This is a genomic window from Candidatus Abyssobacteria bacterium SURF_5, assembly GCA_003598085.1.
In the GTDB taxonomy this organism is placed as follows: domain Bacteria; phylum Abyssobacteria; class SURF-5; order SURF-5; family SURF-5; genus SURF-5.
On record QZKU01000105.1, the window covers coordinates 22,829 to 46,284 of the forward strand.

Genomic DNA, 23,456 nt, shown 5'->3' on the forward strand with positions numbered 1-23,456 from the left:
TGAACTGTTCCTCAGACTCGCCGCTGAGGGTTGTTTCGGGAAAGCTCGGCAACAGCCGATTTATTCTGTTTGCCCTGGGCAACTGCGCGTGATTCGCGGGAACGTGCTCGAAATACAGCCGAAAAGAAAAAACGATCTTCACGGGAGCCAACAAACGAAACGGAGAATGCCTTCTTCTAACCTGAATTTGGATACTGAAACTTTTGAACCTGAAGCAGCAATTGATTGAAACTGATACGGATCATCACCGATTATCGTGAAACGGTGTATTCTTTGCCTTGTTCAAGTGCAATGCCGGCGCCTTCGCCGGTCTTAAATCGTATAGGAATCGATTCCGTCTCCAATCCGTCTTTCGGCTTGTATACATTGAAATGCAGGTGCGGCACGGTGGAAAAGCCCGTGTTGCCGGAGTATCCGATCAGACCGCCCTCGAGTATTCTCTCGCCAACACGCACGGCCACCCCGTCTTTCTCCAAATGCAGGTATTGCCCAAGAGTGCCGTCTTCATGCAATACGATGACGTAATTCGCCTTTTCTTTGAATTCAGGAGTCGGTCCGCCTTCCGAGTGCTGCGATTCCACCGCAACGACGGTTCCTTCCCTTGATGCATGTATGGGAGTACCCTCCGGCACCCTCCAGTCAATGGAATACCTTGATCCGCCGTGGTGACTGAATTTACCGCCAAATCCCTGCGTTACCACGACCCTTTTGCCTTCCTCGAAAGGCAATCTGTATATGAACGCGTCATCATGTCGCGCAGTCATATTTCCCAGCTTGTACCGCCATTCGAAGGAGTAGCGCCACGGCATGTTCCGGATTCTACTCGTGATCCGACAAACGCGAACCAGCTCGTTTGGTCGAACGACAAACGCGGCACAGTCTTGATCCACCTCTGCATTCTCCCATGTGAACTTGAAGCTGATGGTCACATCGACCGGGCGTCCGTTCCGAACGTATAATGTGGCTTCTCGCGCGTTCTCCTCCTTCACTACATGTACGAGTTCCTCAGCCGTTGCAAGAGCCGGCAAAGAGAGAACGGCAGAAAGGCAAAAAGCAAGTATCCATTTTCCTTTCATGACATGAATTCTATCATAGTCTTCCCTGCCCACAAAACTCTTCCCACCAAGAGTCGCAGACGCCAAGAATGATTTGGAACACGAAGTAAACGAATTTGACGAATTACGCGAACGCCTCTCCCCGAGCGGAGCGCCTAAGCTGACGCGGCGCCTCGCGGAATCGCTGTGGGTTGTAGACTGTAACCTGCCTTTTTCTCTTCCAACCCGGAACAATGAAACCTCGAACCTGAAACTTATCCTCGCCACGAGGATTAAGGAAGCACGGAGGAAGAAGAGAAGATCGGAAAGGACACTAACCTTTCTTGTCCCACAGACAATGGGAGTCGAGCGCCGGCACGAGTTCCTTGTTTTTACGCGTTCTTCTCTAAACAGGCGATGTCGAACCGGTCAAGGTTCATCACTTTGTTCCAAGCGGCTACAAAATCGTGCACGAACTTCTCCCGGGAGTCTTCGCACCCGTAAACTTCCGCCAACGCCCGGAGTTGGGAGTTCGAACCGAAGATGAGATCGACACGGGCGCCGGTCCACTTGAGCTCGCCCGTCGCGCGATCACGACCCTCGAACACGTCTTCATCTTCCGAGGTCGGCTTCCACATCGTGCTCATGTCGAGCAGATTCACGAAGAAATCATTGGTGAGCGTCTCCGGCCGCTTGGTGAAGACGCCGTGCCGGGACTGTCCGAAGTTGGCGTTCAAGACGCGCATGCCGCCAATAAGAACCGTCATCTCAGGAGCGGTCAGCGTCAGCAGTTGCGCTCGATCAACCAGCAGTTCCTCTGCCGATACGGCATACTTCGCTTTGAGGTAGTTGCGGAACCCGTCCGCAACCGGTTCGAGAACGGCGAATGCCTCCACGTCTGTTTGCTCCTGCGACGCATCCGTGCGTCCCGGCGTGAAGGGAACGGTCACATCGTAACCGGCATTCTTTGCAGCCTGCTCAACAGCGGCACATCCACCAAGGATGATCAAGTCGGCGAGAGAAATCTTTTTCTCGCCCGCCTGCTCGCTGTTGAACTTCTTTTGGATTCCCTCAAGGGTCTGCAGCACATTCTTCAGTTGGGCCGGCTGGTTGACTTGCCAATCCATTTGCGGCGCAAGGCGAATCCGTGCCCCATTGGCGCCGCCGCGCTTGTCGGAGCCGCGGAACGTGGATGCCGACGCCCAGGCGGTTGAAACCAGCTCCGAGATCGACAGGCCCGAGGCCAGAATTTTCTTCTTGAGGTCTGCGATGTCCCGCGCGTCGATCAGCTCATGATCGGCTGCGGGCACCGGGTCTTGCCAGATCAGTTCCTCTGCCGGGACCTCGGGACCGAGATAGCGCGAGCGTGGCCCCATGTCACGATGGGTCAGTTTGAACCACGCCCTGGCGAAGGCGTCCGCGAATTCCTCAGGGTTCTGCAGGTAGCGCCGCGCGATTGGCTCGTAGACCGGGTCGAAGCGCAGCGAGAGGTCCGCCGTGGTCATCATGGGCCGGTGCTTCTTCGACCGGTCGTGCGCGTTAACCACCATGTCCTCTTCGGCCACGTCCTTGGCCAGCCACTGATGCGCGCCTGCCGGGCTTTTGACCAATTCCCAGTCATATTTGAACAACATGTTCAGATAGCCCATGTCCCATTTGATCGGGTTCGGCTTCCACGCGCCCTCAATGCCGCTACCGATCGTATCGCCGCCCTTGCCACTGCCGAAACGGCTCTTCCAGCCGAGTCCCTGTTCCTCGATGGGAGCGGCTTCAGGTTCGGGACCGACAAGCGCCGCATCGCCGGCGCCGTGGCATTTGCCGAAGGTATGTCCTCCGGCGACGAGTGCGACGGTCTCTTCGTCATTCATGGCCATGCGTGCGAACGTCTCTCGAACATCACGGCCGGAGGCAACCGGGTCAGGATTGCCGCTGGGACCTTCCGGGTTCACGTAGATCAGGCCCATCTGCACGGCGGCGAGAGGATTCTCGAGTTCCCGATCACCGGAATAGCGCTTGTCACCAAGCCACTCGCTCTCGGTTCCCCAGTAGATGTCCTCTTCCGGCTCCCATATATCTTCGCGCCCGCCGCCGAAGCCGAAGGTTTTGAATCCCATAGACTCAAGCGCGCAGTTGCCGGCGAGAATCATCAGGTCCGCCCAGGAGATTTTCCTGCCGTATTTCCGCTTGATCGGCCAGAGCAGCCGGCGCGCCTTGTCGAGGTTCACGTTGTCGGGCCAACTGTTGAGGGGCGCAAAGCGCTGGCCGCCGGATCCTGCGCCCCCGCGGCCGTCGCCCATGCGGTATGTGCCTGCGCTGTGCCATGCCATCCGGATGAGGAGCGGCCCGTAATGACCATAATCGGCCGGCCACCAGTCCTGCGAGTCGGTCATCAGCGCATAGAGATCCTTCTTCACGGCCTGCAGATCGAGTTTCTTGAATTCCTCAGCGTAGTTGAACTCTTCGCCCATTGGATTGGACTTTGGAGAATGCTGGCGCAGAATGTTAAGATTCAACTGATTCGGCCACCAGTCCCGGGGCGACCTGCCACCGCGGCCAATGGGTTCCGTCACCCGACGCTTGCTATTTTTGTTCATCTCCGTTCTCCTTTTCTCTCTGGTTTACGCCGAGGCCACGCCGCCGGCGCTTCGTCTTTAACCTGATCTGAGGGGGATGTCTAACTGCTGTTCTTCACAAGGGATCGGCAGCCGGTGCACACGCCCCTTACCTCCACGTGCAGTGACACAGGTTCGCCAAATGCTTCTGCCTCTTCCGGACATGCAATGTTTTCCAGATGCCGAGAGTGGAAGTCGCGAATCAGCCCACACCGTACACAGACAAAATGGTGGTGCGGCTTGAGGTTGGCGTCAAACCGAACTCTCTCGTGAGATGCTCCGAGGCTGGTTACCAATCCCAGATCAAGAAGCACCCATAAGGTGCGGTAGACAGTATCCAGCGATATGGTTGGCACCCTCTCGCGTACTCCATTGAATACGGTTTCGGCGTCAGGATGTATGCCGGATTTTGCCACCTCGCGAAAGATCTCCAGCCGCTGATGTGTCGATTTCAGGCCGGACCGCTTCAGCCCGTCTTTTAGACGACTCATTCGTTCCTGCAGTTCTTTCGAGTCAATCTCCATGCCGTCTGATTCCTATTTCGGTTTCATTCTTATTTAAAAATATGCCATCAATGAGGACTTTTGGCAAGCGGGTCCCAGACGGCCACCTGACTGACAAGCTTCCATGATCATCCGCTGAGAAATTGAAAGAATTGTATGCGATTCGGCATCAGGGAAGAGAAGGGGTCGCGTCTATTCTTGACAAGTTGTAAAAATGAGGTCGCATTCTTGATTGCGCTGTCTAATCCATGAAGTCGGTGGCTTCCAAAAGACCTCTTAATTCCAAAGGCCGAAGACGCGGACCAGGAGGAGCAGCGTTACGCCGACAAGCGAATACGCGACTCCGCAGCAGGCGAGGGCGAGGTTGAGGCGCGACGGGCGGAACTCCGGCGGCACGAGTTTCGTGACGGCGTAGATGTTCATGAGATAGATCATCGGGTAAGCGATCAGGCCGGCGGAAACTGCCAGGATCACCAGGAAGACCGGGCGCTGGGCGAGAACGGCAAGAAGCAATCCGCCCCCCATTAACATAGCGGTGTAGACCATCCTGAGCGGACTCAGCTCCGCCGTCTGATTCTTTTTTTTTGCCGAGTTATACAGCGACTCGAACATGCGGGGAACACCGTCGGCATTGGTGTAGTAGCTGCCCCACAACGCGATGAAGGCGACGCCGATGAAGAGTGGGAACGTCCAGGCGCCCACCGATTCGGTGTAAATCCGCGACAGCTTGATTGCGACATCGACCCCCTCAAGGCTTATTCCGCGCGGGCGCAGGACCGTTGCCCCGAGCGACAGGAAAATGAAGGCGATCATCAGAGAGAAGACAAAGCCGACGCGCAGATCGAGCAGGCTCTTGCGCAACCCGGCCTGCAGGCCGTCGCCGCGAATCCACTCGTCCCGCTTCTTGACGGCCCAAACGGAATGCATGATCGAGGTCGCCGGATCGGTCGGCATGCGGATCAATGCGACAAGAGTCACCAGCGAGCCGGCCGGAATCGCCGGCAGCAGTCCGCCCGCCAGGAACTCCTGCGGCTGTGGAAACCGCAGGAAAAAGGCGAGCAGAGTTGTGACAACGAGCACGCCGGACATCGCGATACAGGTAATCTCGAGCCCCTTATAGCGTCCGGCGAAGATGAGGGCGGCGGTGGCAACGGTAATGATAACGCACCACGCGTTGAACGAGAGCTGTGGAAACGCCGCGAAGAGGACCGACGCGCTCACGCTGAGCAGCGACGCGACTCCGAGGAACGGGATCGTCAGCAGCAGCATTCCGAAGAAGACCATCATGAACATTCGCATTCGCCGGAACTGCATATACGCGCCGAGGAGAGAGTCGCCGGTCGCGACGGCGTAGCGCGGGCCGTACTCGAATACGGGATACGTGAACAGGTGCGCGAGCATGATCACCCACAGCAGCGAGAACCCGAATCGCGCTCCGGCATACGTTGAGAGGATGACGTGCGTTTGCCCGATGGCGACCATCGCCCAGATCAGGCCCGGCCCGAACTGCGCGAGAAACCGCCTCAGCCGGTTGGGTCTTTTTTCAGCAACGGATGGTTTTGTCAATGTCGCATTCATCAATCCTGCTCCTGTGATCGTGGCCGCTGGCCGGACTGCCATATCTGGCGCACGACGTGAGCGGCCAGCTTCGGCCTGCGGTCGCGCGTGAACAGCCCTTTCCGGTTGAAGACGGTTCGCGTGTAATTCTGCGGCGTCTTGAAGTCGGCGAAATTCCAGATGTGCTCGCCGGCGGTGAAGTTCTTGGAGCGGATCACGTCGATATAGGTCCGCAGCAGCGCCGCCTGATATTCTTCGGTGTAAACTTCGGGCGGGTCCGAATGGAGTCCGGCAATCGAGTCGGCGCCGAATTCGGACACGATGATCGGTTTCCTGTGTTTCGCATGGATCGCGTCAAGCTCGTCGCTGAGTTTTTGCGCGGCGACGTCGAGCCGGCCCGGCTCGGTGTACCAGCCATAGTAGCGATTGATGGAGATCACATCGACCACGTCAAACGTGTAGTCTTGCGGGCTGTGCACGGCGGCCAGCGTGACCGGCCGCGAAGGGTCGAGCCGTTTCGCGTGTGCGCGCAATTTTCCAAAGAACTCGCCCGCGCTCTCGGTGAAAGGATCGGGCTCATTGGCGATGCTCCACATGATGACGCTCGGGTGGTTGCAATCGCGCTCGATCAGCTCGGTCAGAATGCCGGTGCACTTGCTGAGGATAGCATCATTATACATGCCGTAATTCAGGCCGACAGCGGGCATCTCGTCGATCACGAGGAATCCCATGCGGTCCGCCAGCATGAGCTGTTCTTCGGCGTATGGATAATGCGAGGTCCTGAACGAATTGGCGCCCATCCATTTCATGAGCGAGAAATCTTTCACCATCACCGGCTCACTGACAGCCTTGCCCAATATGGGGAAATCCTCATGCTTGCAGGCGCCGTTCAGGTAGACGGGCTTGCCGTTGAGCAGAATCCGGTTTTCGGTCACCTCAATCGAGCGGATGCCGATCTCGGTGTGGTACTCATCGACGGCTTTCGTGCTTTTCAGCAGATCGAGGCTTAGCCGGTAAAGGTGAGGGCCGTCGGGATGCCAGAGGTCGGGGCGCGGAACGGTAAATTCGAGTGTCGCGCGGCCGTCCTTCAGAGCGGCTTCCGCTGTTAAAGATTTGTTTCCGCGGCTGAGCGATCCGCGGATGGAGGTTGCGCGTCCGGCCGTCTCTACTTCGCATGAGACAGTCGCCTTCGCACGCTTCAATTGTGTGCGCACCCGTATCCGTTCGATGCGGTCCTTAGACGTCGCATAGAGCTTGACCGGCCGATGGATACCGGCGAATGGCAGGAAATCGAACGGCACGTCCGGGTACTGGCGTCTCATCTCGAGCAGCAGCGGGAGCATTTGGATTTCGGGCACGATCAAGGCGAAGTTGGAGATGGCTTCGGTCATGAAGTCGGGCGCCTCGCCGCCCGAGACGTGCTCGATGCCGCCGGGCGGGATCGACTGCGAGCCAAGCCGGTTGTTGATCTTGACAACAAGCTTGTGCCGCGCGCCCGGCTTGGCCAGCGTGCTCAGGTCAAATTCGAATGGGAGCGAATTCCCCTCATGTTCTCCGAGTGTAACTCCATCGAGCCAGACGTCCGTTTTGTAGCCGGCCGCTCCGAACCGCAGCCGCACCAGGCGCCCGCGCCATTCTGCGGGAATATGGAAATCGGTCTGGTACCAGGCGCTGCCGTTGTAGAACATGGTATCCTCATACTGCTCGTTCCAACTGCCGGGCACCCCGATGGGCCTGCTCGACGGCAGTCCTTCGAACCAGCATTTTTCTTCTCCCTGTTCATCCCTATCGAGCGAGAACTGCCAGAGCCCGTCGAGCGCCACGAGATTTCTGTGGGCGTTCACCTGAGGATATAACATGCGCGCCTCCGTTTTGGGTGGTGCCGGTTAATGGACAGGTTTCGATTATATCATGCTCCGGGGACAGGCACCATTCTATGCCGGGAGGCGCGGGCTGTATGACGAGAAGCGGGCGGCCACGTGGGACCACCCCTACGGTTCAGGGGTGAGGGAAGAGAGAAAATCCCCCGTAGTCCCCCTTTTTCAAAGGAGGAATGCTTCGGTGGATTTAGTAATGGACAGTCGAAGGTTTAAAGGCTCAGGTTGGGCAGGCATCATCGCGGGGCCGAATGAATTCGGCCCTACCGGCGGTGGACACGATTTGGGTGTGGAGATTAGGAAATTCGAGAAGACATGAATTCCGTAAATGGAGCCAGTCCGCTACGGTTTCCGTGAATGGTGTCAGTCCCTTTGCCGTTGACTTTTTTCCGGTTGATGCGTTATGTTTGTCTTGTGAATGCGATGGTTCTGGTTGTTCCGGCGATCCGTATGATTCTTGGCGCCTCAAGAACAGGCGCAAGATTCAGGGCTTTCCTCTGCATTTGCTTTGTCTTCATCTGTTGCTCAACCGCGCTTGCAGACGACCCTCCTGCGGCATCGTCTTCATCGGCGTCGCCAGAGGAAACCATTATCACTCAGCAGCATGTGATCGAGTTGAAGGCGGGCGAGAAGAAGCGCGTCCGGGCGGAAGCGAATGTGCTCGAAGTGGCGGTGACGCGGCCGGAAATCGTCGAAGGCTTCCTTTCGGGGACACAGCATCTCGTTCTGGTCGCGAATTCTCCCGGCATCGGCAAAATCATTCTGCGGCTGGACAATGAAAAGACGGTCGCCTATACGGTTCAGGTTTACGTCAGCGATCCGGAAAAATTTGCGGCCGAATTGAGGGAACAGCTCAAGGATGTCCAGAACCTGAATATCGAGGTGGTGAAAGAGAAGATACTTGTCGAGGGGCGGGTATTGTATTTGAAGGATATGGATGCGATCGAGCGCGCGGTCGGCAACAACCCTTCGATCATCAACCTCACATCGCTCAGTTCGCGGAACGCGCGGATTCTGGCGCGCGAGATCGAGCGGGAATTGAGGGAGTCGGGCATCTATGGGGTCGAAGTCGAGGTAAGAAAAAACAAGGTGACGCTGGTGGGAACGCTGGCATCCGAGGTGCTGATAAAGAAAGCCAGGCAAATAGCTTCATCCTACACCCCCAATTACGACAGTCTCCTGACGACCGGGAAGCCAAAAGAAAAGGAGAAGCTTCAGGCCGCTCCGCCGGGATAACTCCCGATAATCTCCAACTCGATTCCCAGCAGAAAGATGTTGGCCGGCTTATCCACGAGCAGGTTGAGGCGAACGGCGTCTTTCTCGGTAGTGATAATCAGTTCCGCGCCGCATTTTTCCGCCGCCTTGCGGATCCGCTCCGCATCGGCAGCGACATACCAATGATGATCGGGGAAGCTGAGCGAGCCGACGACTTCCGCCTCGAGTCTTTTCAGAGTTCGCCCGAACGACTTCGGATTCCCGATGCTCGAAAGCGCGAGCGCTTTTTTCCTCTTGAGAAAATCAAGCGGAAACGGCTCGTTCTTCGAAAAAGAGACCAAGCTCGAGGGGTGGTGCCGGCTCAGGATCAGTTCCGCCGGCGGATTCAATCCCTTAAGCTTCTCGACGACATCGGCGTGTTTTCGTTCGTCCACTCGCGTCAACAGAAAACACGTCGCCCGTTTCAACGCGCTCATCGGCTCGCGCAGCAAGCCGCGCGGCAGCAGATGGCCGTACCCGAACGGCTCGCTGCAGTCGATAACCACGATGTCTTCGTCGCGCGCGATCGCGCGATGCTGGAATCCGTCATCAAGCAGAATGACATCGGGAGAGAAACGCTCGATCGCGAGCCGCGCCGCCCTGATCCTGTCTCCACAGACGATGACCGGCGTCCCAGGCAGTTTTTTTGCGAGCAGGTACGGCTCGTCGCCGGAGACGCAGGGCGTGACGAGGATTTTTCCTCCTGCATCGGACACAACGACAGGCTCGTCCGTTTGCGACAGGCGGCCGTAGCCGCGGCTGATAACGGCGACTCGTTTTCCTTCGCCGGTGAATCGCCTGGCGTAGTAGATGACGGCGGGGGGTTTACCGGCGCCGCCTGCCACTATGTTTCCGATGCTGACGACGCGGGCGCCGACTTTGCGAATCGGAAGAATGCCGAGACGATATCCCGCCTCACGCGCCGCCCATACCGAGTAGTAGAGGAGGGAGGCGCCGGCGAGAACGGCTCGAGATATGGCGGGAACAATTCCTTTGGCCTCACCGGAAATTACCCGCATATACCATTCGAGATTCGTCACGTGAATCGGTTTACATCCTTCGGATAAACATTTTGCCCGAGAGCTGCTGCGCCAATCCTTTGATCTCGAGCACCATGAGGGCGGCCGCCGTCTGAGAGGCGCTCAAGCCGCACTCTTCGCCGATCATGTCGATGTGGGCCGGCACCATGGACAGGAAATTGAATATCTTCTTCTCGTCAGGTTTAAGGGGAATCTCTTTCGGCGTCGCCGGCTCCTGATCGGGCGGCGCGTTTCCCTCGATGTTTCGCTCGACCTCAGCGATGATATCATACACGTTTTCCACGAGTTTCGCGCCGTCCTTCAGCAGTTTATGGCAACCTTCATTGTAAGGAGAGAAGATGCTGCCGGGCACGGCAAACACCTCTCGCCCGTGTTCGAGCGCGTACCGCGCGGTGATGAGGGCGCCGCTCTTTAAGGGAGCTTCAATAACGAGCGTGCCAAGCGAGATTCCGCTTACGATGCGGTTGCGCATGGGGAAGAATCCGGGATCGGGCTGAGTGCCCATCGGGAGCTCCGATATAACGGCGCCGGAGGCGGGAATCTGCTCGTACAATTTTTCATTGGAGCGTGGATAAACGACATCCACGCCGCATCCGAGAACCGCAAGTGTGCGTCCGCCGGCATCGAGTGCGCCTTTATGCGCGGCCGCATCTATTCCGTACGCAAGACCGCTTATTATGGTCACGCCGAGACGCGCCAGGTCGCCGGCAAGTTTTACGGCGGCCGTCTTGCCGTAATGGGTGGCGCGGCGGGTGCCGACGATGCTGATCGAATTCAGGTCTTCGGGCGCCAGACCCCCTTTCACGTAAAGGAGCGGCGGCGGATCGCAGATGTGGCGGAGCCGGTCGGGATAGGCCGGGTCGTTGAAGCACAGGAGTGAAACATTATGCTGTTCGATGGATTTGAGGGCTCGATCGAGGGGATCTTTTGCGCCTGCTCGAAGCGCACGGACGGCGTGGGCGGGCAGGTCCGGGATGTTTCTCAAGGCCGATTCAGACGCATCGAGCGCCTTCCGGGCACTCCCGAAAAAGTCGATCAGTTTGAAAAAAGACTTGGGCCCTATGCCTGGGACCAGACTCAGTTCCAGCCAATCGTGAACGTCTTCTGTTTTCGCAGGAGCTCCCGTAGCCTCTCTCCAAAGGGTCAGATCAGGCCGCGCAGTCTGAGCGAGAGGTCTTTTGGACTGGTGGCATACGCCAGCGCCGTCTCTTCAGATATCTCTTCAGCCTCCCAGAGTTCGTACAGATGTTGGTCAAACGTCTGCATTCCGTAGGTCTCCCGCCCTTCGCACATCAGGGAGATGATTTGCGAGGCGTCGGCCTGGATGCGGATTCTCTCTTTCACCAGTTGGGTCCCGATCAGGATTTCGACGGCAGCGATGCGGCCGGTGCCGGTTTTTCGGGGAACGAGTCTCTGCGAGACGATGGCTCGCAGACATATGGAAAATTGGTTTCTCACCTGCTGGTGCTGTTCGGCCGGGAAGAAATCGGTGATTCGGTTCACGGTATCAATCGCATCAGGCGTATGCAGAGTCGAGAGCACCAGGTGGCCGGTTTCAGCGGCCTGCATGGCGGAGAACACGGTTTCCGCGTCTCGCATTTCTCCCAGCATGATCACGTCGGGGTCCTGGCGAACGACTGCTCTCATCGATTGCACAAAGGAGTCTGTGTCAATGCCTACCTGTCGCTGGGTCACCATTCCCTGCCGGTCGGTGTGAACAAACTCGATAGGGTCTTCAATCGTGACGATGTGCCGCGGATAATTGGCATTGATATGCGATATCATAGCAGCTAACGTGGTCGATTTTCCACTTCCGGTCGGCCCGGTTACCAGAACCAGCCCGCGCGGGGTCTTGCAAATCTCCTCGAGGACGAGCGGGAGTTTCAGTTCCCGGATGGCTGGGATTTCGAAGGGAATCAATCGGAAGACGAGCCTGACGCTTCCCATTTCGCGGCAGATGTTCACGCGGAACCGGGACAGCTCCGAGACCGCATAGGAAACGTCGAGGTCGCGGCGTTCGCGAAACAATTCGAGTTCTTCTTCGGTCAGGATTTGATGCAGGACATCGTCAATGTCTTTCCTGCTCAAAGGCGAGTAATCGAGTCTCACCAAGCGGCCATCATAGCGAATAACAGGGGGATTTCCCGCTTTGAAATGGATGTCTGAGCCGCACTGTCCGACGACAGTGTGAAGCAAGGCGTGTAGATTCATAAAATGTCTCCTCGTGCTGCGTCCGCTTATCCAAAAACGGATAATTGGTCCGGACTTCAGGGGGAGCAAGACTCATGCCACTGATGCTCTAAGTCGCGACATATCAAGATGATCTCGCCGGTCGTCTGCGCTTTGTTTATCCGTTCTCGGGCACTTGCGGCGTTCTGGAGGCCTTTGATGTACCAGCCGGCATGTTTTCGCATTTTCAAGGCGGCGGTGCGCTCGCCCTCGTATTGCGCCAAAATTGTACAATGCCTGATCAGAGTTTGTACCCTCACATGGGGAGAGGGTTGCGGCAGTGTCTTTCCTTCTTGCAGGAAATAATTTCCTCTCTGAAATATCCAGGGATTGCCGCGGGCGGCGCGGGCGACCATTACCAGATCGCAGCCGGTTTGCTCGAGCATCCGTTTTGCATCTTCGGGCGAGGAAACGTCTCCGTTGCCGACAACGGGTATCCGGACCGCCTGTTTGACTTGCCGAATGATGTTCCAGTTCGCACGGCCGGTAAACCGCTGGGCTTTGGTTCTTGGATGAACGACAATCGCCGAAGCGCCCGCCTCCTGGAGCATCAGCGCAATTTCGACGGCGTTGGTCGAACGCTCGTCCCAGCCGGACCGGATTTTAGCGGTCACGGGTTTGCCCGCCGCCTGAACAGCGGCCCGGACGATCTCGGCGGCGAGACCGGGATCGCGCAGAAGCGAGGAGCCGCCCGCGTGACCGGCCACTTTGGGAGCGGGACATCCCATATTGATATCGACCAGATCAAAAGGATAGGGCTTCAGAATCTCGACTGCCCTGCCGATGACATCGGGCTCGCCGCCGAAGAGCTGTACAGCGACGGGTTTCTCGGCCGGGTCTGTCTCGAGAAGTTCAAACGTTTTGCGGCTGCCCAGGACGAGGGCCTTCGCGCTGACGAGGGGCACGTATCCGAGAGAACATCCGAAAGATTTTGAGACAAGGCGAAAGGCCAAGTCGGTGATTCCCGACATCGGCCCCAGCACGAGCTTTCCGATTATCCCGACGTTCCCTATGCGTGTTGCAGTTCCTTCCATAGATTCGAGTGAAGTCGCAGATTCGGCTCGGCATTGAGCGTCATATCTGCGCGGTAACCGGCGCGGAATCTCGCATAGCCGGCCGCAGCCGTCATTGCGCCGTTGTCGATGCACAAGTGCCGCGGCGGGACGAAGACTTCGCCCTCGACGCGCGAGAGCAGCATCTCCCTCACGCAGGTATTCGCGATGACTCCGCCGCCGAGCGCGAGCCGTTGCAGGCCGGTCTCGGTCAGTGCGCGGCGGCTTTTTTCCGCCAGCACCTCCGCAACCGCCAGTTGAAAGCTCGCCGCGATGTCCGGAGTTTTCTCCGCAACCGTCCCGGATTTTTTTAAATCATCCACCGTGTACAGAACCGCCGTCTTCAAGCCGCTGAAGCTGAAGTCGAAGCCGGCGTCGGCCAGCATGGGCCGCGGAAAAGGGAACGCGTGGGGATTTGCGGGGGCGGCCGAACGCTCGATGGCGGGTCCGCCCGGATATCCGAGCTCGAGCATTTTGGCCACTTTATCGAAGGCCTCGCCGGCGGCATCATCGCGCGTGCGTCCGAGAATCTTATACTGAAGCGGGGCGCGGCATTCGATCAGGTCGGTGTGTCCGCCTGATGCTATAAGGGCGACGAAGGGAAATTGGAGGTTGGCGCCCGCTGCGATATTCGCGAAAATATGACCTTCGAGGTGATGGACCGGCACGAGCGGTTTTTGTTTGACGTACGCCAATGATTTGGCGAAGCTGATGCCCACGAGCAACGAACCGACGAGGCCGGGGCCGGCGGTCACGGCGATGGCATCGATTTCGTCCAGAGAACACGCTGCGCTTTTGAGCGCCTCATGGAAGAGCGGGACAATCACTTTGAGGTGTTCGCGCGAGGCCAATTCCGGAACGACTCCCCCGAAGCGGCCATGGAGTTCGGTTTGGGATGCGACCTCGTTGGAAAGAATCCGGTTCCCGTCTTGGACGACGGCAATTGCGGTCTCGTCGCAGGAAGTTTCGATTCCCAGGATCAGCATCTTAAGTTACCTTACTATCTCCGAGACGTAGACGAGCTTAAAGCCCCGCTTTTCAATGAGGGGGAGCATTTCCCGAAGGACTTTCACGGTCACCGGATGAACGTGACAAATGCCGATAGCTTCTCCGTTTTCCTCGGCTTTTTCCATCAGAAGCTCGAAGCGCTCTTTTATATAATCGACGTCTTTTTCGTTATCCAGGAAGACGTCATTTTCCGCCGCTTTGAGGCCAAGCTGTTTCGCCACCTCGAAAGCAACGGATTCGCTCGTCGTGCGGCTGTCGACGAAGTACAGGTCCTTACGCCGGAGGTAGTCCATGACAAGCTCCATTGCTGCTTCGTCTCTTGTCATCTTCGAACCCTGGTGGTTATTGACTCCGCTAACATGCGGAATCGACTTGAGGTCGGTCTCCAACATCCATTGAAGCTGGTCGCGGTCCATATCCTGCAAGATAAGACCAGGGTTCCGTTTCCAGTTTTCGTCGGGCTCCATGGGGAGATGCATCATGATCTCGTGCCCCATCTTGTGGGCGGACTCCGCAATATGTCGAGAATACAATAGCTGAGGGAATATGGAAAAAGTCAAAGGCCGCCGCAGGTTGATAATTTCCATCGCCCGTTCTAGATCATATCCGATGTCGTCGACGATCAGAGCGATTTTGGGCATCTCATCTTCCTGCTCATCCACCGCAGCCGGCGCCGCCGCCATGGTGGACTCGACTGGGGGAACCTCCTGTTGAAACAGGACCTGATACAAGAGCAGTTCATGAAAAAATACCGACAGGTGCGATTTCCTGTAATCTTTGGACGAATTTTCGACTTTTTGAAGAGAGACACCCGGCAGGAGCAAAGCTTTCTTCAGTTCATCCTGAATGTGGCTCAGAGAATCCGTCTCCGTCAGTTGAACCACCAGTTCCACCTGATCCCAGGCTGCATCGTTCTTTTCCTTTCTCACGACATTTCTTTTTACGGACGATTGCGGGACCTGCGCTTCCGTCAAAACTTCGATGACGGTCTTGTCTATGGTGCTCGACAGAAAGAGGATGGTTTTATGGTCGTCAAAGAGCAGACGCGAGAAGACGTAGGCTCCTCCAAACAGCATGATAAGCGCCGAAAGGAGAATGACGACTTTAACTTTAATTTTTGATTTTGTACGCATCTTTTCTAGTATACATTATTGCCGCGAACGCGCCGGTTGGCTTGCGCGCGGGCGGATTGGAAATCCGCCCCTGCAGAGGTGGTGTCGACGAATTAACAATTCCTTCTTTTCGTTTAATTTTTCTGCTGCCTGGATAGTAACACAAATCTCGCCACAACAACTCATGATTCTGGAACCGAAGCGGCCCGGGGGCACGGTTATCTGGTTGCCGATGTAAGAGATCTTTCAAGATGTGGAATTGGTTCGCGGCAGCTTTTTCATCCATTTGACATCGGGGTGAAGCGGCCGGGAGAGATCGAGATGCCCCGCCAGGGTCTCTATTTCAAGCCCCTCGACCAGGATTTGGACCTTTTTGACGCCACGCAGATTTTCCGTCATCGAATTCACGATCGAGTAAATGGTTGTCAGTTCGCCCGCCGAGCCTCCCGTATGATTTTTCTGCAGTTCCTGCGAGAAATCAAGGACAAGCGTATCGCCGATGAAATATGCATTGATCAGGCGTGTGTCCGGCGGAATAGTGGGAGAGAGGTTTTCGAGCTGCGGCCCTCGAATGAGCTCGTTGGCGATGCCGGCTGCATCGGACTGGATGCCGGCGCCGAGACTGATCGACCTTTTTTCTTGCAGGAGCGAACTGGCATCGGCGTCGGAAAAATAGAGAATGACTTCTCGTTTTTCGGGTTTTGGGGGAGGCTGAATCACTGCGGGAGGGGCGGCCGCCTGCTCGGGAGTCGAAACGAAATCCTGCAATAATTTAATGGCAAAGCCGAGAAGCGTGATGACCAGCAAGGCCCATACAGACGCGAGCAGGATTTTGATCGTTCGCTTGCTGGTCAATGCTTCGCATCCTTCTTTAAGAGGCCGAGTCTGACATCGTGGCGCTCTTTGAAATTCAGCACGGCCGCCGAGACGGCTTCGGCGCATCTCTCTTTAAAATCGGGCGTTTTCATTTTCGCTTCTTCGACCCGATTTGAGATGAAGCCGACTTCTATGAGAACCGAGGGCATGGCCACACCTGAGAGAACAATAAACCGCGCCTGTCTCACGCCGCGGTTCCGCGTATTCAACCGGTTTGCCAGTTGCTCCTGCGCAATAAAGGCGAGTTCGCTGCTCTGAGAGATGAACTCCATGAATTGCAGGTCCCAGAGGATAGGAACGAGAGAATCGGGCGCCGGACCCTTTCCCTGTTTCTCGAAGGCAACAACGGCGTTTTCGAGCGCCGCCGTCGCCTCAGCGCCGGGATCAACTGCATCGGAGATGTAATAGGCTTCAAACCCGCCGATCTTCGGGCTCTTGTGCGAGTTGGTGTGAATACTGATAAAGAGATCAGCCGGAGCGCCCTCCTTGGCGCTGTTTGCGATCATCGTCCTTTCTTCGAGCGAAACAAAATAGTCGCTGTTCCGGGTAAGAACCACCTTCATTCCATCCTTCTGTTCGATAAGTTTTTTCAGGCGCAGTGCGATATCGAGGACGACCTCCTTTTCCATTAGCCCGCCGGCGCCGCGGGCGCCGACGTCCTTTCCGCCGTGCCCCGGGTCGATGACGACTGTAGTCAAGAGCAATCGCTCGCGTTGCGGCTCGGGCTCGATCTCAGTCAGTCCATTGGGCTGCGGCAATACGGTTCTCTGTCCGAGAGTCGTGACCAAAGGTTCATCCGGCAACACATCGACCACAATTCTTGGAGGATCGTTATATCGCTGCATCTCATAGGTTCTTCTCTTCGCTTGAGTCTTGATGAGCAATTTGCTCGAATGGTCCGCCTGCAAAAATTCGAGGCGCGCGATTACTCCATCGTTAATGTCAACCGGTGGTTCAAGTCGAGAAAAACGAGCATCGGAAAAGATAACCGACAGATCATGTTCATCCACACACTGAACCTTCACGGTCTCGACATCCGGCGCCCCTCGCAGATTTATGATGAAACGCGTGAACTCCGGATAAGAGATATAGTGCACGTCTTCGATAGTTATCCCCCGCCTCGCGGTCTCAGGCTGTGCCGCCAGCCCTGCGGCGAGGAGTTCCGACGCCGTTACTTCGCGCTGGAGCAAGCGGGAAAAGAGAGCCGCCGCGTCTTGAACCCCCACGCGCACCAGCCCGTCGCTGATATGAACGGGAGCGGATATGGTGAGGACGTAATCGCCGATAAGGATGCGGTTGCTTCCCAGCAGAATCTGCGCCTCGCTGCCGTTGAAAGCGAGGACGATTTTTCCCTCGGCCGGTTTCCAGGAGACGGTCGCTCCAAAAAAACGAGCCGCCTCGGATAGCGTGATGACGTCACCTCGAGGAACGGCTTCAATACGTTGTTCGGCGGGACTGTTTAGAGACAAGGCCAGGATGGCCAGGACTGCGAGGAATAATGCGCTGCTTCTTGATGCACCCAATGGACACTCCCGTCTTCTTCCCGCGCGCCTTCCCCTAAAATAAGGCCTTTCCCTTTGGTTCGTGGTGGAGGCGGGGGGAATTGAACCCCCGTCCAAAGATATCGCTCGTTGAGCGTCTACATGCTTATCTCATGTTTTGATCTTGCCGATAGCGCCTCCCATGAGAAGGATGCGCCACTGGCCAGCCCGTAAATTTCGCGCCGATAGGCCGGGCCGTTTACCGGCGCCATCCTGCTAATCGACGGCTCTTCCCGATCCGCAGGCTGATCGAGGGAGCCGGGCCACTTTGTTAAGCAGCCATTGCAAATTCGTGATCTGCAGTTACATTTTGTTTCCCGACCGTTTAACGAGTGGTACGGGGTGCTCGGCATGCAACCCAAGAAGCAGCTATCCCTGTCGAACCCTTTTCGCCCCCGTTATTGCTTGCTCTTCAGTTCTCTCCTGATTTCTCTTTCAGTGTCCCTTCTCTTTATTTGCTCCCGCTTGTCGTACTGTTTTCGACCGCGGGCAAGACCGAGTTCCACCTTGGCTTTTCCTCGGAGAAAGTATACTTTTAGAGGGATGAGCGTAAGCCCTTTTTCCTCGGTTTTTCCGGTTAATCGCTTTATTTCAGCTTTGTGCAGGAGCAGTTTCCTTTCCCGGAGCGGGTCGTGATTTTGAATGTTTCCGTGTGAATACGGGCTGATATGCGCATTCACAAGAAACACTTCTCCTTCCTGGACTTTGGCGAAACTGTCCTTTAGATTCATGCGGCCCTCACGAAGCGATTTCACCTCGGTCCCTTTGAGAGACATACCGGCCTCAAGAGATTCAAGAATTTCGTAATCGCTTCGTGCCTTGCGATTTATCGTCACAATTTTCTCACTCATAACTACATTATCATAGCATAAAAAGAAGGAGAACTCAAGGGTTACCGCGCGGGATAACAGCCGCACAAGTTATTGATATTAAAGTGTTTATCATAAATCTATCTGACAGAAAATATCTGGACTCCGTTTTCGGCGGGCCAGTTTACCAATGAGATAGCCTTTTTATTCAATTCTACATTCTGCGATTCGATCGTCACGACAAGAGAGCCGCTCCGGCCGATGGTCATCTGGTTGAGCACGCGTTTTTGACTGGCTAATATCTGAGCCAATTGGCTAGCCGCACCAGGATTTTTGCACCGGAAATAGAAAGCTACCAGCTTTGAATGGCCAGCGAGAAAATCCTGTGAAAGCGCCGCTTCGATAAGAGTCGATGCTGACAGTGAATTTTGAAGGCCGGCAAGTTCATTTTCTAGAAATATCCACTCCTGTTTCAGGCCCCAGTTTTGCGGAAGGCTGTTGAATTTCAGTTTCAGGAGAAACACAGGATCTGGATGAAGGGATTGCAGGATTTCGCGCTCCAGCTCTTTAGAAGGAGTGGCAATCTGCAGCAAGACGGAGTCGATGACGGAAATGCAACTCCTGTTTCCATCGATCTCAACAAGGTTGGAATACCCCTCGGCAAGCCATGCGGCATTCATAGTCAGAACGTAGTTGACCTGCGCCTGTTCGTTTTCAGTAGTGACGACTTGATTCAATAAAGCAGTGACAGGAATGCCCAAGCGCAGGCGCAGCCGGTTAAGTTGATCGGCCGAGCCCCAGACCTCTTTGACTATTCGAGCGTTTTTTGGAAGCGCATTCTCGTGGAGTTTCACTTTGGAAATCGACTCGACATCTTGCTGTCCGAGCGCACGGCGGACGGGCAAAACCATTAAGAACAACAGAGCGATCAGAAGAATCTTCTTATTCAATTGAAACCTTCCTTGCCGGCTTTTTTTGCGTGGAGGGCGGTGCGATCACGTGCCACGGGCACATAGCGTCCTCCGGTTGTGCGCCTGCGAACTCCTCAATTATCTTACCATAATCTCGTGACAGTTGGGCGACTGAGCGATCGCCGGCTGCAGACTCTATGAGAGCGCCAACCCTTCTGTCGCCTCGTGCGAAAGCGCACTGCAGCCTTGCTGTTCGAGGACTTTCGACCAGCAGAGAAGTATTACCGAGCCGGCCAATACCGATTCGGAGCAAGCGGATGCGACGCATGAGCGGCGCCTCATTAAGGAAGGGCTCGGCTTCCATCGGCGTGAAAGGTTTAGGGATGAAAGGATTAATGCTGATGGTCAGTTTACCGATCTTATGCGTCTCCTTCGCCGACTCCTGCATGGCTTTGAGAACTCGTGACGCCAGTTCGATGATGGCGTGGATATCGTCCTCATCCTCTTCGGGGAATCCGATCATAAAATACAGTTTAAAGCTCAATATTCCCTGTTGCAGGGCCCGCTGGACGGCCCCAAGCAAAACATCAGAAGAGATTCTTTTACCGGTGATTGACATCAGCTTTTCAGAGGCGACTTCAGGCGCGACCGTCAGAGTTCTCTGTCGACTCCTTCTCATGCCCGCCAAAATATCCTCGGTGATCGCATCCGCCCGTATAGATGAGACGGAAAACGCCAACTGTTTCTTCATGAGATAGTGGAGCAGCCTTTCCCTGTGCGGGTAATCGGAGAGATCGGATGTCACCAGTCCCACCCGATCAGTCAGCGTTTGTGCTTCCTCGATCTGCTGAATAATCGAGTCAGCCGACCGGTTTCGCCTGAAATAGGTATAGCAGGCGGAGCAGAATTTGCATCCTCGCCGGCACCCTCTCCCCAGTTCGATAAGGAACATATTGGCGAACTCCGTGTTCGGGGTCAGAATGACCGAGGCGCACGGGTGGCGATCCAGATCCTCCACGACGCGGGCCGATACAGGCAGAGCCGGCCCTTCATTCCGGTTCATCTTCTTAAGGAATCCGCCGGCGTCATAAACGGGCTGATAAAAGGAAGGGACATAAATTCCCGGGACTTCCGAGAGTTGCCGCAGCAACTCGTCTCGGCTGCGGGAGCGCCTGCCGGTGCGGGAATAAAGGTCAAGGATATCGCCGATCATCTCCTCCCCTTCGCCTACCGCAAGCAAATCGAAGAAATCGGCAATCGGCTCCGGATTGGAGAAGACACACGGACCACCTGCGATGATGAGCGGGTGGTCCGCGCTGCGCTGGTTCGAGCGCAGGGGAATGCGCGCCGCATTCAGGATTTTGAGGATCTTGGGATAATCAAGCTCGAATGAGACCGAAAAGGCGAGCACGTCGAAATCGGCGAGAGAGGAGGCCGTCTCCAGCGAATATCCGGTGAGCGGTTCCTCGAAAAAGCTTCGCTCACAGCAGGCATCCTTCCGCGAGTTTATTACGGCATACAGGCAATGAACAGCGAGATTGGACATTCCCACGTGATACGAATTTGGGAACACCAGGCACACTTTCAAGCGGGCATCGGCAGGCCTCACCCTTGCTTTTTCGGCGGAAAGCTTCGCGTTTCGATATTTCTCGAGTTGGCGAAAGCTCCTTCTCATTTTACGGAGTTTTCTTATTGTTTGTCCGGATCGATGGAGGCGGGCAATCGTTGCGCCGCCTTGCGCCGGATAAAAGTTGGTATCTCGAGGTTTTCCTTGAACAGTTTCTCATTGTTCTGAGTTGGAACGACACGCAGCCGTTTGCCGCCGGAATGGCGGACATAGGCCGGCGTGTTACCCAGTTCCTCGAAGGAAAAAAGCTCCATCGGCTTGCCGGGCTCATCGGAGACAGCCATAACGGCACGTTCCTCTTCTGTCTTGAATCCGGTAGCGATTACGGTTACCTTTATTTCCTCCTTGAGTTCCGGATCGATGACCGCGCCGAAAATAACGTTGGCTTCGCGATCAGCCGCCTTCGAGACAATGGTAGCGGCCTCGTTCACCTCATACAGGGCGAGATCGGTGCCGCCGACGATATTGATGATAACGCCTTTGGCGCCGCTCATATCCGAGCTTTCGAGCAGCGGCGAAGTGATCGCTCTTCTGGCGGCCGCACCCGCTCGTCCTTCACCGGACGCCGAGCCGACACCCATCAGGGCCGCTCCCTGATTGGACATTATTCTGCGCACGTCGTTGAGGTCGAGATTGATCAAACCGGTCATTGTAATCAAGCCTGAGATGCATTCGACTCCCTGTCGCAGGATATCGTCGGCCATCCGAAACGCCTCGACGATGGTGGTGTTCTTATCTATCATTTCCACCTCGAGCAGTTTCTGGTTCGGCACGACGATCAACGTGTCGGCGCATCCGCGCAGTTGTTCGACGCCCGCCTTCGCATTATCGTGGCGCGGCTTTCCTTCGAAACTGAACGGTTTGGTCACGATTGCGACGGTTAACGCGCCCATACTCTTTGCGATTTCCGCGATGACCGGGCCGGCGCCCGTCCCCGTTCCTCCGCCGAAACCGGCAGTAACAAACACCATTTCGGCGCCCCGCAGGGTCTCCCTGATGAGGTCAACGTCTTCGAGAGCTGCCTGCCGGCCCACTTCGGGATTGCCGCCGGACCCGCGCCCCTTAGTATAAACGGCGCCGACCTGCATCTTGATCGGGGCGCGTGAACGTTCGAGAGCCTGGGCGTCGGTATTTACTGCGATGAATTCCACTCCGGAAATCTTCGCCTCGATCATGTGATCGACGGCATTGCTTCCGCCGCCGCCGACACCGATGACCATTACCCGTCCCCCCACATGGGGTTCGTTAATAAATTCAAAAGCCACCATTTTCGATTCCCTCCCGGCCTACAAGGTGGTCCGCATCCAGCTTCCAACGCGACTGAAGAGTTTTCCCATGGCCCCGAACATTGCCGGCCCGAATTTTTCCTTCTTGTCTTGCTGGAGAAGGGCGTAGCGGGCGAGGCCGAACAGGGTTGCATATTTGGGTTGATCGAGTTCTTTGCGCTCCTCCAGATTTGCGATGAATCTCGGGGTGCCGATTCTCACGGGACACCCGAAGATTTCCTCGCTCATTTCGCACACCCCCGGCAAGAGAGAGGCGCCGCCGGTAAGGACTACGCCGCCGGCTATGAGGTCGCGGTAGCCGGTGAGTTGGATCTCCATCTGGATGAGTCGCATCAATTCGTCCATGCGGTATTCGATGATTTCGGCGAGGTCGCGGAGCGCGACTTCCCGATCGCGGCGGTCGCCCACGCTTGTCACAGCTATTGTCTGGCCGTTGCTGACCATGGAAACGAGCGCGCAGCCGTGCTCCAGCTTGACCAGCTCGGCCTTCTCGTGCGGCGTGCGAAGGCCCAGGGAGATGTCGCGGGTGACATGTTCTCCGCCGAGGCTGACGACCTCGCTGTGGCGCACCGAACCATTCAGATAGATGACGATGTCGGAGGTCCCGCCGCCGATGTCGATTAAGGCGACGCCGAGGTCTTTCTCGTCATCGGTGAGCGCGGCTTCGGCCGATGCCAGCGGTTCCAGCACGACTCCGTCGACGTCGAAGCCGGCTCGATTGACTGTTTTCACGAGGTTTTGAATAGAGGTGACGGCGCCGGTAACGATATGAACGTCGACCTCGAGGCGGACGCCCAGCATGCCTACCGGATCGCGAACGCCGTCCTGCCCGTCAATGATAAATCCGTAGGGAAGCACATGGACGACTTCGCGATCGATGGGAATTGCGACCGCCTTGGCGGCCTCGATCGCTCGTTGCACGTCGGCCTGCGTTATTTCGCGGTCATTGCGGGAGACGCCAGTCATCCCCCTGCTGTTCAGGCTCTTGATGTGCCCACCCGAGATGCCCGCCATCACGGAATCGACCTCGACACCTGCCTGGGTTTCCGCCTCTTCGACGGCTCGCTGGATGGCGGAAATGGTCCGTTCAATGTTTATGATGACTCCCTTTTTTAATCCATCGGACTT

The 23,456-nt window shown here is 56.3% G+C and carries 18 protein-coding genes, 1 other RNA gene and 1 pseudogene; 2 read left to right on the forward strand and 18 right to left on the reverse strand.

All coding sequences use genetic code 11. The features are described 5' to 3' along the window. Positions 1 to 251: 251 nt before the first annotated feature. From C4520_14935 to C4520_14955, 5 genes are all read right to left on the reverse strand, one after another. Entirely contained in the window at positions 252 to 1,109 is an 858-nt protein-coding gene (locus tag C4520_14935) for a M23 family metallopeptidase (GenBank protein RJP18143.1), read from the reverse strand. A 317-nt stretch (positions 1,110 to 1,426) separates the two neighbouring features. Then, a complete protein-coding gene (gene katG, locus C4520_14940) occupies positions 1,427 to 3,628 on the reverse strand; it encodes a catalase/peroxidase HPI (protein RJP18144.1) in 2,202 nt (733 codons plus the stop codon). A gap of 80 nt (positions 3,629 to 3,708) precedes the next feature. Then, entirely contained in the window at positions 3,709 to 4,170 is a 462-nt protein-coding gene (locus tag C4520_14945; protein ID RJP18145.1) for a transcriptional repressor, read from the reverse strand. Positions 4,171 to 4,425: 255 nt separating this feature from the next. Beyond that, positions 4,426 to 5,769, reverse strand: a complete 1,344-nt coding sequence (locus C4520_14950) for a divalent metal cation transporter (GenBank protein RJP18146.1) — start codon at positions 5,767 to 5,769, stop codon at positions 4,426 to 4,428. Then, a complete protein-coding gene (locus tag C4520_14955) occupies positions 5,727 to 7,565 on the reverse strand; it encodes a hypothetical protein (GenBank protein ID RJP18147.1) in 1,839 nt (612 codons plus the stop codon). The genes C4520_14950 and C4520_14955 overlap by 43 nt, the downstream gene beginning before the upstream one ends. Positions 7,566 to 7,617: 52 nt before the next feature. On the opposite strand from C4520_14955, the gene C4520_14960 reads away from it, so the two are divergent. Both C4520_14960 and C4520_14965 read left to right on the forward strand, forming a co-directional pair. Further along, entirely contained in the window at positions 7,618 to 7,902 is a 285-nt protein-coding gene (locus tag C4520_14960) for a hypothetical protein (GenBank protein RJP18148.1), read from the forward strand. A gap of 38 nt (positions 7,903 to 7,940) precedes the next feature. After that, on the forward strand, positions 7,941 to 8,819 hold the full coding sequence (locus tag C4520_14965; GenBank protein ID RJP18149.1) for a BON domain-containing protein: 879 nt from the start codon (positions 7,941 to 7,943) through the stop codon (positions 8,817 to 8,819). On the opposite strand, the gene lpxK is transcribed toward C4520_14965, so the two are convergent. The 13 genes and pseudogenes from lpxK to ftsA form a co-directional block, all read right to left on the reverse strand. Further along, entirely contained in the window at positions 8,798 to 9,877 is a 1,080-nt protein-coding gene (gene lpxK / locus C4520_14970) for a tetraacyldisaccharide 4'-kinase (GenBank protein RJP18150.1), read from the reverse strand. The genes C4520_14965 and lpxK overlap by 22 nt on opposite strands. Before the next feature lie 10 nt (positions 9,878 to 9,887). Then, positions 9,888 to 11,024 (reverse strand): DNA-protecting protein DprA, encoded by a 1,137-nt coding sequence (gene dprA / locus C4520_14975; protein RJP18151.1) that lies wholly within the window; start codon positions 11,022 to 11,024, stop codon positions 9,888 to 9,890. Beyond that, positions 11,021 to 12,088: a PilT/PilU family type 4a pilus ATPase gene (locus C4520_14980; GenBank protein ID RJP18152.1), complete on the reverse strand. Its 1,068-nt coding sequence runs from the start codon at positions 12,086 to 12,088 to the stop codon at positions 11,021 to 11,023. Before C4520_14980 ends, dprA begins: the two co-directional genes overlap by 4 nt. Positions 12,089 to 12,144: 56 nt before the next feature. After that, on the reverse strand, positions 12,145 to 13,140 hold the full coding sequence (gene dusB / locus C4520_14985; protein RJP18153.1) for a tRNA dihydrouridine synthase DusB: 996 nt from the start codon (positions 13,138 to 13,140) through the stop codon (positions 12,145 to 12,147). After that, a pseudogene (tsaD, locus tag C4520_14990) lies at positions 13,116 to 15,299 on the reverse strand (tRNA (adenosine(37)-N6)-threonylcarbamoyltransferase complex transferase subunit TsaD). The gene dusB and the pseudogene tsaD overlap by 25 nt, the downstream one beginning before the upstream one ends. Positions 15,300 to 15,524: 225 nt before the next feature. Further along, positions 15,525 to 16,220: a hypothetical protein gene (locus C4520_14995; GenBank protein ID RJP18154.1), complete on the reverse strand. Its 696-nt coding sequence runs from the start codon at positions 16,218 to 16,220 to the stop codon at positions 15,525 to 15,527. Further along, positions 16,130 to 17,677: a hypothetical protein gene (locus C4520_15000; protein RJP18155.1), complete on the reverse strand. Its 1,548-nt coding sequence runs from the start codon at positions 17,675 to 17,677 to the stop codon at positions 16,130 to 16,132. Before C4520_15000 ends, C4520_14995 begins: the two co-directional genes overlap by 91 nt. Before the next feature lie 62 nt (positions 17,678 to 17,739). Further along, positions 17,740 to 18,092, reverse strand: a transfer-messenger RNA (tmRNA) gene (ssrA, locus tag C4520_15005). A gap of 1 nt (position 18,093) precedes the next feature. Beyond that, entirely contained in the window at positions 18,094 to 18,546 is a 453-nt protein-coding gene (gene smpB, locus C4520_15010; protein RJP18156.1) for an SsrA-binding protein SmpB, read from the reverse strand. 98 nt (positions 18,547 to 18,644) lie between these two features. Further along, positions 18,645 to 19,454: a hypothetical protein gene (locus tag C4520_15015; protein RJP18157.1), complete on the reverse strand. Its 810-nt coding sequence runs from the start codon at positions 19,452 to 19,454 to the stop codon at positions 18,645 to 18,647. After that, on the reverse strand, positions 19,447 to 21,090 hold the full coding sequence (locus C4520_15020) for a radical SAM protein (protein RJP18158.1): 1,644 nt from the start codon (positions 21,088 to 21,090) through the stop codon (positions 19,447 to 19,449). Before C4520_15020 ends, C4520_15015 begins: the two co-directional genes overlap by 8 nt. A 14-nt stretch (positions 21,091 to 21,104) precedes the next feature. Continuing rightward, positions 21,105 to 22,310: a cell division protein FtsZ gene (ftsZ, locus tag C4520_15025; GenBank protein RJP18159.1), complete on the reverse strand. Its 1,206-nt coding sequence runs from the start codon at positions 22,308 to 22,310 to the stop codon at positions 21,105 to 21,107. Positions 22,311 to 22,328: 18 nt separating this feature from the next. Then, the coding region (gene ftsA / locus C4520_15030) for a cell division protein FtsA (protein ID RJP18160.1) at positions 22,329 to 23,456 on the reverse strand (1,128 nt) is incomplete at its 5' end.